The organism is Ensifer adhaerens (genome assembly GCF_002940685.1).
In the GTDB taxonomy this organism is placed as follows: Bacteria; Pseudomonadota; Alphaproteobacteria; order Rhizobiales; family Rhizobiaceae; genus Ensifer; species Ensifer adhaerens_E.
In genome coordinates, this window is record NZ_PNFP01000023.1 from 82102 (window position 1) to 92153 (window position 10052).

The following is a 10052-nucleotide window of genomic DNA, read 5'->3' on the forward strand; positions in this document are numbered from 1 at the left end:
GAGCGCTGCAACTTACCAAAGCCCTGAGCTATAAGGTGTTCATCGAAGCAAAACGAGGCGCCACGGACTGGCCGCCAGGCTTCGAAAGCCCATTGAAAGGGGGATCAAGATGAATATCGCACGCTCTTTTCACAACTGGCGCAAGTATCGTCAGACGGTCACCGAGCTGGGCCGCATGTCCAACCGGGAACTCCGGGACCTCGGCATCGAACGCGCCGACATCGACCGTGTCGCACGCACGGCCTTCGCCCGTTAAGGCGATCTACAAGACTGACTAAATTGCCCAAGCGCCTGCATCTCCAGCGGGCGCTTTTGTTTTGGGGCGCATGTACTTTTGGTAGGATAGCTTCTGTTCGCGGAATAACGCGCACGGTTGGAGCTGCACCGTGAGCCGCCTGAAGGTCCTGTCAAAAGAAAGCCCCGCCGGCATCAAGCGAACCCCGGTACTCACCCGAAACCCACTGGGGCACTTGTGCGATCCAGGGGGACGGTCAATGCCGTTTCGGATTGTCCGTCCAATGCTTTGCCGAGGTGCCGGGATCGAGATAGCGTCCGAGTGATCTCAGGTGGGCGACGATTTCCAATATCAGGAAATCTCGGTCTCCGAACTTTTCACCTATTCGCTGCAGCTCATCGCTCGCCGCATCCATCTCCTCCAAGTCGCCGAGCACGTAGCAATCGTGCCCGACCGCACAGATATCGCAGCCGGCCTCGATCACCTCCTCAACGAATGCCGGAATCTCACTCCTTCCCATCAGCTTACGCTGGCGTGTTTCCATGTTCGTTCTCTCCCTGAAAAAGACCGGTGAAGACTAGTGCGCCACTCCCTGGGCGCGCTTGCGGAATCCAGCCGAGAGGCTGTGGCCGCAGCAGAGACGGCACAAGGACGCTCACGAAACAGACGCGCCGCCTGGCCGATCGCGAGGAGCTTCCAAGGGGGAATTCATCTCGTTGGCGTTCAGCGTGCCCCGTGTTGCGATCAGGTAAGCCGCCATATAAGTGAGCTTGCGCCTCGATTCCCGATCGCCCCGTGGCCTGTAGTTGACGATCGCCAGCCAGCCGGCCTCTTCATCCCTCGCCACGGCCAACAGTCGGTTGGCATAGGTGACGTTCGTAACCTCGCCGGCTGCCCTCCGCTCATCCCACGCACGAACAGCATCCGCCGTCGCCAGTTGTGCGGCGATATGGCGATCGATCAACTCATCAAGGGAAATCGCGGCTTCCGCCCCGCTTTCTTCCTCGTGCCCCTTCCCCTTAGGTCCTGCGATTTCCAGATATGGAACACCGTCGGAAGCCAACGCGCTCAAAGCCATGCGCATTCCTGAAGTGTAGGATCCGTTGATATGGAGCCGGAGCGAACTTGATGGGCTTTCGGTCTCCAGGCGGCGCTGAAAAGCTGACGCCGACGAAGTTGGCATTGAATGCCTCACCGATGGCAAAAGACCCCCTCCTTCCGATAGTTGCGCGCTCCATCTCTGAAGCGCTAAAAAAGTTGCATCCCGTCGAAGAGATCGTGATTTGAGGGGTAATGGCACGATAGGACACGAAACCTAGCGAAACGAAACGAAATCGGGGCCCGCAAATCGTTGATAAAGAACGGAAAGTTTTTTCTTGCACCGTCCAAAGACGGAAGGGATTTCAAGGAGCTGTTCAAACAATTGGCTGCGGCTGGAGCGGGTCGGCCATTGGGTAGCGATGGTTTTCCGGCAGGCCCATGGACGCCTGAGCTGCTTGTGGAGGCGATTTCACAGCTCGATTCGAACCGGATCGGGGTCGATCTGCGAACCGTGCAGCTTTGGTTTCAAGAGAACGAGAAGGGAATTAGCACCGCCAACATTCGGTGGCTCGCAAGGATTTTTGGGTGCGACGACCCGTTGGCAACCAGCGAATGGCAGATGGAGCTCAGTGCGGCACAATCTCGGTTAGCGGCCAAGAGACGAGAGTTGAAGCTTGCCGGGAGCAGCGTCGAGGTTCCAGATCCGCCGCGGACTGCGACCGCCGACGATGAGACGAAGACTCCGCCAGAGTTGGTACGGGATACTGACACCATGAGGCCAAGCCCGCGTTTCGGTTTGGCGAGGAGATCCGAGGCGCTTTTTAGTGGTGGATCGCCTTTGAATTTGCCGGCATCTGTGTTTGCGGGTGCCACCGCCCTTGGGTTTTTGTCGTATATCACGGGGATCCACAACGCTACCTTCGACCGGCCGGATGGCGTTGCCAAGCAGGTTGGATTTCTATGGGCGCCGAATTGGACTTTCGTCTTCATGGTGCTGCTGCCGTTGTTTTGCGCCTTCGTGATTGAGCTGCTGGGCTTCTGGAAACATGAGGGCCGCTCGAAGCTCGGAGTGCAGGCAGGTCGGATGCAGAGCGGCGACTCGTGGGAGCGCAAAGTCGAAGCTTCATCCTATACCTATTGGGTAGTCTTCTTGATTTGCCTGCTGTTTGCCGGTCTTTTTCAATGGATCGAAGTATGCCTGATCCCGTTGGTGAACGGCGGTGGCAATTATGCGATGGATTGGGGCAAGTTAGCGCTAGTGCACCCGGAGGTCATTTCGGTGCCAGAAGCGATCCTCTTCACAGGGATGGCTTACCTATACATGTGCCTGTGCTTCTATGTTTTCTTCGTTGGTCTCATTTTGCTTTATACGGTGGTGTATGATCTCTGGAGACTTGGAGAGGCGACGAAGGGTCGGCCTGATGCCGATCAGATTGAGATCAATGAAGTTGGCCTGAGGGTACTACGCGGGATTTTTCGGTGCACCGTGTTGGGGGTTCTGATCGCCATATGCATGAAGATCCAGAGCTCTTACCTGACATCAAGTGGCAGGAATGTTGCGGCGTGGCTGCTCAGTGATATGTCCTCCGCCTTTCATGGTCGCAACAATGTGAGCGACGGGATCGGCTATAGGATGCCAACGCACTTCAGCAGCCTTCTTATCGTTATTTCGGCCTGCGTTGTCTTTCTGTTCGCTTCCGTCCGTTTGCGTGTTGCACGCCACTTTCGTGTGCTTTTGTGGAAGATGGCGGCCGTTGTAGGCCTGCTCGTTGCCGGCTACTTGCTAATCGGGGCGTTTGCAGGCTTTTCGATCCTTTTGGGCGTTGGCCTGCTCCTTGCGATATACGGCCTGTTTGACCCAGGGTTTGGGCAATGGCGGGCGACTGAGTTAGGAAATCACCAGCGTGTATCATGATTGGCTTGATCGATGGGATGAGCGGCGGGCGCGGCGCGGCGAAGAGGAAAAGGAAACAACGGATTTCGTCCTCGACGAGAAACGCGCCTTTCCAGGCGCGAAGGAGGCCGTAAGTCTTGAGGAGTTTTGTGATCTTGCGGACCAGGCCGTCGCTGATCCAGCCTTCTACGATGAGCCGGATGTGAGCAATGAAGGTTTTCAGAAGCAAGATGGATGGCTGAGATTTCCATCGGGCATATCGACTGACATAGAGGAGAACAACGTCGTCTGGGCGAAGATCACGGAAAGCGGGTCGTTCGACCAGGCCCTGGTCGTCTTCCACCACTGGAACGCAACCTCGCGAAATCGTAAGATTGCCAGGTTTTTCTCACGGCGGGGCGTCACTGTCGTTGAAATTGCAATGCCCTACCATTTCGAGCGCCGACGTGTGGGCTCCTCGCACGCCGATTATATGCTCAGCGCGAATCTCGGCCGAACGATCCAATCTGTTCGGCAGGCAGTATGGGACGGGCGAAAACTCCTACGCTGGCTGAAGAGCGAAGGCTATCGAGAGATTTCCGTTCTCGGTATGAGCCTAGGCTCCTGGGTTGCGGGGCTCATTGCGGCGCACGATCCGGCTGTGTCGAAGGCCTCGTTGTTTCTGACGGCGGGAAGTCTCGCGGATATGGTTTGGACGGGGCGCGCAACGCGAGCGATACGCGAGAGCCTTGAGCCTGCGATCGGGCTGACCGATCTAAGAAGCGCCTGGGCTCCACTTAACATGGAGAACTACGCGCCTCGTTTGGCGCGTCCTGATCTCGATCTTCACGTTGTGCTGGCGAAGAGAGACAAAGTGGTGTTGCCAGAGCTATCGGAGAGCTTCATGCAACGCCTAAGGAGCGCCGGAGCCAGGCCGAATATCCTGCGTCTAAACTGTGGTCACTATTCCCTCGCCAGGCCGCCCTATATTTTGTTGGCCGGTTTGAGCTTGAAGCGGTTTCTATCGGCGACTGCCAAATCGGCCCGTTGAGTATGCGCTGCCGACGGACGAAACTTCTCCTCTACTGGAGCCTTTCCGCCTGGGCTATGGTCGACACTACGCCGCCCGGTTTCGCATCGATTTGGCGCATCGCTGACGCGGGCCCGCCGGTTTACACGCCCGTTGAAACCAGCATATTGTGCGCCGGCAAAGTCAATCATGAGTTGGTGATGGCAAGTCGCTAGCCCTTCTTGTCATGCGCCAAAGGGGTCGTCCTGTTCACGAGGCAGGACGGCCCTTTGTGTATCTGAAATGGCGACCGCTGGGCGGTCGGCATTTTCCTCAAGGGAGGGCAAGAAGGCGCCGCCCTCTCTCCCTCACAAGGGAAAAAACGGTCTCCCCGTCCTTCCTCCGCTCGCTAATCGCTCGCTCCGTGCAGGATCGACGCGGATCCGCATTCACGGATCATGCGTCGCCCCTTCGGCTTTGAGCCTCGGGCGGGCGAACCCCCTCCGTTTTGTTCCCTTGCCTCCCTCTCTCCCGCTGCTCCGCGCGAGCTCGGAAGCAGGAGCGGGGCTCCTGCCCCTCGGGCAGACGCTAGACCGCTTCGCGGAATGGAAAGGGCTAGAAAATGGAACGCGCAAACACCGCCTATGTGCTGGACCCGGAGACGACTATTTTTAAGCCGGTCGGGCTTCCTGTCTCGACGGGTATCCGGCCGGTTTACGACCTGATTGGATGCCGCCTTCTCGAAGTCCTGCGTTTCGATGAGCGTCACACGCTTTTCGTCGACGAGGAAGGATTGAAGGATGGCCTGACCGCCTTCACCATCTTCGAAGGCTTCCCCCAGCCGATCGCGGGCAAGATTGTTCTTGTCGGCGGGGATGGTAGCTCCCCCTACACGTCGCCGCTTGTCAGTCTTGAGGACGCGGCCAAGCATTTCAAATGCTGCCGACCGGTCCTCGATCCGGTATTCGCGCAGACCGACGAGATTTCCCCCGGAGGCATCATCATTGCCGGCGCGCTGGCGGGGCTGCAATCCCGCATCGAACGCCGTGCCCCTACTCTTGTCGAGGGAGAGGCATGATGAAAATCGCAACCCTCGAAAACAACATCCTCGCCATTGTCGCAGGGACCTTCGCTGCAACCATAGCGGCGGAGGACATCGAGCCGCAGTTTCATGCCCTCACCCACTTTCCCGACCGACGCGCGAAATCAGAGCTAGCGGACCTGGCCGAGCGGCTGAACCAGTTCGCCGTTCACGTTGTCGAGCTTTGGAACGAAGCTTGCGCCCCGATCCCGGAACCGGAAATCGAAACCTTCGCCCGTCGTCACGTCGAGTTGACGCGGCGTTATTGGGCGGCGGAAGGCCGTTGCATGAATTGGTTTATCACCGGTCCCGCCCGCTTCCCGCTTGCCCGCAACGAAAAGCGCATGCGGCTTTCCGATGCCCGCCGAGCCGACCTTAAGACGCATGAGGCAATCGCCCGGAAGGCGGTGCGGCGGAAAGCGTTCCCGCATGGCGCAGAAGATGAACCGATCCGTTCTGGCGATCCGGCTGCGTTGCAAAAGATTATGACGCGCATCGAGGCGACAGCGCTTTTTATCGATCAGATGAAGGCGGCGAACGTCATCATCCGGCGCATGGAAAAGGACCTTGCTGCGGAAGAGGATATGGTTGCGGCCGTCGTTGCCAGTACAGGCCTTACCGAGGAAGCAGCAGCCCGAGGCATCAAACTGGCTCCTTGGCAATCACGGCGCGGGTTCAGCACGACCAACAGCCGCGCCGAGCTCCGCCGCCTACAGCAGCGCCTTTTAGTCCTCGCAAGGATGAAGGAACGCGGCACCCGAAGCCACGAGCTTGAGACGAGCGCAGGTGCCGTCGAGATCAAGGAGAACGCCGAGATAGCGCGTATCCAACTGATCTTTCCCGACAAACCCGACGATACGACACGACGCGTTTTGAAAGCCAACGGCTTTCGCTGGTCGCCATCGCAAGGCGCGTGGCAGCGGCACCTTAACGAAGCTGGACGTCATGCAGCGCAACGCGTGTTGAAAATGATCATCGACGCCAGCGCCGGCTGATTACCCCCATTTGAGAAGGACCATCCGATGACTCACACAATCTATTTCGCAATGGAGTTCCATGGCGCCGGTGATCCCTATTTCGGCGGCACTGCCGCCGATTGGGCCTCTACAAGACCGACGACGGCGGGCAGGCCTTCATCAGCGCTGCCGACGCGCAGCGCCGGAACTTGGTTTTGGCCTATTTCCCGACCGCGACGGAAGCAGAACAGGCTGGAACCGCAGCAAGCACACGCAAGGGGCGAATTTCCGCCCTTCCTGGGAAACTCCGGTCCGAAGTGCCGACCGGACAGATTTCTTGGATCGTCGGCAACAAACATGTCGGCGAGGACGATAGCGAACTCGCCGGGGACATTGCCGAGAGAGCGAAGCGGGCAGGCGCGACCAACGCCGATTTGATCGCGCAGATGGTTGCTTACGCCCTTGCTTGCCACCGTGCCAATCAGGCGCTTGTGATCCATTTCCAGCTTTAGGAGGCCGCCGCACGATGCGACACGAACGCCGCAGCGTCGAGGTTTTCGACACCCCTTCTGGCTTGGGCGGAAGTCACACGGTTTCCATTGTGAAGGAGTTGGCTGCCGGTAGATTGCAAGTGCGCGTCTGGTATGGACGCGCCACGGCCAGAGGTTGGGAGGCTTGGAAGGATTGGGACGGCTACACCTTCGCGACGGAGCGGGCCGCCCTAACGAACAAGCGGACAATGCCGCTTTTCAAATAGAAATTGGCCGCGCCAAACGTGGTGCGGCCACCGAACACGAAAGGAACCGACATTGAGCCGCTACACGGTTGAAGTGAAGTCCGCGACCAACGCCGATCCTGACGCCACGATTGGCTATGACCGGCCCCTGAGGACCTTCTTTTTGCAAGCGTTTCCCGACCCGCTGACCGACGAATGCGCCTTATGGCTGGGCGCGTTCCTTGAGGAATACACAACCCTGGAATCGATCGTCGAGACCGCGCGGGCACGAGGCTACGAGGTTCGCGGCCTGTCGCGGGAAATGATGCTAGCAATGATCAAGGAATCCGGACCGCCGCATCCCCCGAGCCTTGGCGAACGACTGGGCATGGTGCGGTGGGGTCCCTCCCCCGGCCGATCCTAGCCCGCGTCGAGCAGGCGAGGACCGGAACGAGGGGCGCCCCGGACGCCCCTCCCCTCGTGCTCCCCTCCCCAACCGCCGACCCGCTACGGCGGGTCGGCTCATTTCGATCTGTTGTTTTTGTCAGCCGTTGAAGGCTGCTGTTAGCTGAACCGCGCTGCACCGAAACCGCGACCGTGAAGCCGCCCTGGTGGCCGGATGGCGACCCTCCGGTTGACGAGGACGGCGATGGCCTGGGCTACGAAGGCCGCGTTTTTCCGGCAGCTCCCGAGTGGCAGTTCGCAATCTAATGCTGCGCACGATACGGCAGGCCCAGCCTTGGCGTGCAACCCTAAAGGTTCTCCTCTTCCGCTTCGCTCCGTTGCGACCGCTCCGCGGTGCACTCGTCAGTGCCTTCCCTATTCGAGCTTCGCGATTACGCACAACCACTAGGGAGGATCCGCCTCATGAAAACGCTCGTAACCTTCTGCCAGAAAACCGGCCGCCGCCTTCGTCTCTATATTAATCGGCAACTCGCCAAACTGCCCCATAAGGGTCAGTTGAAAATCTCGATCGCGGTCTCGCTTCCGCTCATTGCCAAGATCGAGGTCAGCTATCAGTGCGACTTCGACGCTAAGGCCGACAACGACAACAAGCCGAAATAAGAAGGCCGCGCCACCACTTGGGCGCGGCTTTCGGCCGAGAATTTTGCATCTCGTCGACGAACTTTCGCGGTGCTTAGCCCGTGGCGCGGAGCGCTCCATACTCGGAGCGCCGCGGGCGGGAGGCTGGCTCGAAACTACGCTCGTTCTTGCACGACGACCGGATCAGATGCGACCCGCAACGGCTTGCGGACCTTGTCGAATCCTACAATGTCGAACGTACCGAGCCGCGGCTATAACCGGAGCGTAGATTGAGGAAGGGATCCAAATGGAATTCACGCTTTGGGCCTATCAGGTCACGCCGGGCTCCGACGATAATCTTTACTTTGCGGAGCATGAAGCCGATTGCCGTCGTGCTGCCCTTGAGCAGCGTGCCGAATTGAAAGAAGGCGACCCCGATGATCAGGAGGAACTCGGCGCGATGGCACTCTATGTGTTTGTGTTGCGGTCGATGACGGCTGGGGAATTGGTTGCCATCTTAAATGGGGAGGCATCGCTGATCGAGACGTGTGCGGTGGACCGGAAACTCGTCGGGATGATTGCGGATTAAGCGCCCCAACGGAAAGGGCATGCCTCCGAGGCGTCGTACCCCCGCCTAGCGACGTCATCGCGCCGTGTTTGAATTGCGGTCTTGACGCGCCTGGGAATATGTTCCTATTTTGTTCTCTTTCTCCAATCGAGCAAGAGCAATGAAACTAACCACACCCCTTCAGCCCTTATCGTTCATCGAGCATGATCCTGCGATGTACAACACGATCAAAGGCCTGCAGGAGTGGGAGGTGCTGGGGGCGCGATGCTCGGCATGTGGCCGGATCGGCTGGGTCGACAAAAACACTGTGCTGAGGCGTTGGGGCGATCAATATCTCATGAACCTGAGAAGCAGGTTTCGCTGTGACTGTGGCAACCGAACTGATAATGCCGTGCTGATTGGTCGATTGCCCCGGTAACACACCGGCAGCTACGACGGCTCAGCCCTCCGGCAGTTCTTTGAGCATCAGCAGTCGATTTCCCGGTAATAGCGTGATGATCTTGTCCTGTTCGAGCGCATAGAGGACCTCCACGATTTCATCCTGCGTGAAGCCGGCCGCAATCAAAGGGACGCCAATGTCGAAAACGTTGATAGACATATCCTGCAAAGCCTTCAAGGCGAGTAGGCGCTCGATCAATGCGGTTTCGGTTTCCGTGAATCTACTCATATAGCTTCATAACGCTTATCGGCTGAATTGTCCCAGGACGAGATCGCCGTACGGACGGAACGGAACCGATTGCCGGGGCCAGTCGATCCCGGTTCCCGGCTGCTCGCCGGCGCTATGCTGAACCTCCTGCGGCGGGCCTTTTAACCGGCAATTGGTGCGCGAACGGTCTCCGGCCGCTGCGCTGAGCCTGCGCCTGGTACGCTCATTGTTGCTTTGGCAGGGAGAGGGTGACCCTGCCCCCTCTCCCCTGCAAGGGGAAAATCGGTTTCCCCGTCCTTCCTTCGCTCACCATGGCGCGCTGCGTGCAGGATCGGCCCGGATCCGCTCAAGCGGATCTGTGCCACCCCTTCGGGCGGGTGATCCCCCTCCGATTTGTCCCCTTGCCCCCTCTCCCCCCGCTGTTCCGCACGAGCTCGAGAGCAGGAGCGGGCTCCTGCCCCCTCGGGCACGAGGGCCGCTTCGCGGGAAAAGGAAAAGGAAAACATTTATGACCGAAATCATCAGCATTGCATTGAACAAGCTGGACGCCGATCCGAAGAACGTTCGCAAGACCTACAGCCGCGAAGGCGTCGAAGCACTGGCGGCGAACATCCGAGAAGACGGCTATAGCCTTTTGCAGAATCTCGTTGTTCGTAAGGGCGACAAGAAGAGTCGCTATTTCGTAACGGCGGGTGGCCGACGCCTTGCAGCACTCAATCTGCTGGCTGAGGCCGGGGAAATCGCCAAGGATTTCGCCGTCGAGTGCAAGGAGCGCGAAGGCGAGGTCGCCACGGAAATCAGCCTGGCCGAGAACATCATGCGCGAGGACATGTTAGGTTCTGCGTCGCAACTGTCCTGTTGAGTTCGTATGACCGTCATGGTTGTGGGCCATATTCGCGGGGCAT

The 10052-nt window shown here is 58.8% G+C and carries 13 protein-coding genes; 10 read left to right on the plus strand and 3 right to left on the minus strand.

Annotated features, from left to right (window positions below; translation table 11 throughout):
• The first annotated feature begins 109 nt into the window (after nt 1-109).
• Entirely contained in the window at nt 110-256 is a 147-nt protein-coding gene (locus C1A35_RS31940; protein WP_104668255.1) for a DUF1127 domain-containing protein, read from the plus strand.
• 235 nt (nt 257-491) lie between these two features.
• On the opposite strand, the gene C1A35_RS31945 is transcribed toward C1A35_RS31940, so the two are convergent.
• Together C1A35_RS31945 and C1A35_RS31950 are read right to left on the minus strand one after the other, a co-directional pair.
• The gene (locus tag C1A35_RS31945; protein WP_234823088.1) at nt 492-779 is read right to left on the minus strand and encodes a hypothetical protein; all 288 of its coding nucleotides are present in this window, start codon (nt 777-779) and stop codon (nt 492-494) included.
• Between the two features lie 111 nt (nt 780-890).
• Nucleotides 891-1196 carry a hypothetical protein gene (locus tag C1A35_RS31950; RefSeq protein WP_199773085.1) on the minus strand — a complete coding sequence of 102 codons (306 nt, stop codon included), beginning with the start codon at nt 1194-1196 and terminating at the stop codon, nt 891-893.
• A 390-nt stretch (nt 1197-1586) separates the two neighbouring features.
• On the opposite strand from C1A35_RS31950, the gene C1A35_RS31960 reads away from it, so the two are divergent.
• From C1A35_RS31960 to C1A35_RS32000, 8 genes are all read left to right on the plus strand, one after another.
• Nucleotides 1587-3191 (plus strand): RcgA family putative transporter, encoded by a 1605-nt coding sequence (locus C1A35_RS31960; RefSeq protein WP_104668257.1) that lies wholly within the window; start codon nt 1587-1589, stop codon nt 3189-3191.
• Nucleotides 3181-4200: an alpha/beta fold hydrolase gene (locus tag C1A35_RS31965; RefSeq protein ID WP_104668258.1), complete on the plus strand. Its 1020-nt coding sequence runs from the start codon at nt 3181-3183 to the stop codon at nt 4198-4200. The genes C1A35_RS31960 and C1A35_RS31965 overlap by 11 nt, the downstream gene beginning before the upstream one ends.
• Before the next feature lie 580 nt (nt 4201-4780).
• Entirely contained in the window at nt 4781-5236 is a 456-nt protein-coding gene (locus C1A35_RS31975; protein WP_104668259.1) for a DUF3846 domain-containing protein, read from the plus strand.
• Nucleotides 5233-6234 (plus strand): hypothetical protein, encoded by a 1002-nt coding sequence (locus tag C1A35_RS31980; protein ID WP_104668260.1) that lies wholly within the window; start codon nt 5233-5235, stop codon nt 6232-6234. The genes C1A35_RS31975 and C1A35_RS31980 overlap by 4 nt, the downstream gene beginning before the upstream one ends.
• Nucleotides 6235-6335: 101 nt before the next feature.
• Nucleotides 6336-6707: a hypothetical protein gene (locus C1A35_RS31985; RefSeq protein ID WP_234823090.1), complete on the plus strand. Its 372-nt coding sequence runs from the start codon at nt 6336-6338 to the stop codon at nt 6705-6707.
• Nucleotides 6708-7004: 297 nt separating this feature from the next.
• Nucleotides 7005-7334 (plus strand): hypothetical protein, encoded by a 330-nt coding sequence (locus C1A35_RS31990; protein WP_104668261.1) that lies wholly within the window; start codon nt 7005-7007, stop codon nt 7332-7334.
• Between the two features lie 443 nt (nt 7335-7777).
• Nucleotides 7778-7975 (plus strand): trans-acting factor B, encoded by a 198-nt coding sequence (locus C1A35_RS31995; protein WP_104668262.1) that lies wholly within the window; start codon nt 7778-7780, stop codon nt 7973-7975.
• Between the two features lie 265 nt (nt 7976-8240).
• Nucleotides 8241-8522 carry a hypothetical protein gene (locus C1A35_RS32000; RefSeq protein WP_104668263.1) on the plus strand — a complete coding sequence of 94 codons (282 nt, stop codon included), beginning with the start codon at nt 8241-8243 and terminating at the stop codon, nt 8520-8522.
• A 418-nt stretch (nt 8523-8940) separates the two neighbouring features.
• Here C1A35_RS32000 and C1A35_RS32005 read toward each other — a convergent pair whose 3' ends face one another.
• A complete protein-coding gene (locus C1A35_RS32005) occupies nt 8941-9168 on the minus strand; it encodes a hypothetical protein (RefSeq protein ID WP_104668264.1) in 228 nt (75 codons plus the stop codon).
• 487 nt (nt 9169-9655) lie between these two features.
• Here C1A35_RS32005 and C1A35_RS32010 point away from each other — a divergent pair, with 487 nt between their 5' ends.
• Nucleotides 9656-10009 carry a ParB/Srx family N-terminal domain-containing protein gene (locus tag C1A35_RS32010; protein ID WP_234823091.1) on the plus strand — a complete coding sequence of 118 codons (354 nt, stop codon included), beginning with the start codon at nt 9656-9658 and terminating at the stop codon, nt 10007-10009.
• The last annotated feature ends 43 nt before the right edge of the window (nt 10010-10052 follow it).

Bases quoted from the DNA above. Each gene is read 5' to 3' on its own strand.
- C1A35_RS31940 (WP_104668255.1), top strand. From the start codon at position 110: ATGAATATCGCACGCTCTTTTCACAACTGGCGCAAGTATCGTCAGACG.
- C1A35_RS31945 (WP_234823088.1), bottom strand. From the start codon at position 779: ATGGAAACACGCCAGCGTAAGCTGATGGGAAGGAGTGAGATTCCGGCA.
- C1A35_RS31975 (WP_104668259.1), top strand. From the start codon at position 4,781: ATGGAACGCGCAAACACCGCCTATGTGCTGGACCCGGAGACGACTATT.
- C1A35_RS31980 (WP_104668260.1), top strand. From the start codon at position 5,233: ATGATGAAAATCGCAACCCTCGAAAACAACATCCTCGCCATTGTCGCA.
- C1A35_RS31995 (WP_104668262.1), top strand. From the start codon at position 7,778: ATGAAAACGCTCGTAACCTTCTGCCAGAAAACCGGCCGCCGCCTTCGT.
- C1A35_RS32000 (WP_104668263.1), top strand. From the start codon at position 8,241: ATGGAATTCACGCTTTGGGCCTATCAGGTCACGCCGGGCTCCGACGAT.
- C1A35_RS32005 (WP_104668264.1), bottom strand. From the start codon at position 9,168: ATGAGTAGATTCACGGAAACCGAAACCGCATTGATCGAGCGCCTACTC.
- C1A35_RS32010 (WP_234823091.1), top strand. From the start codon at position 9,656: ATGACCGAAATCATCAGCATTGCATTGAACAAGCTGGACGCCGATCCG.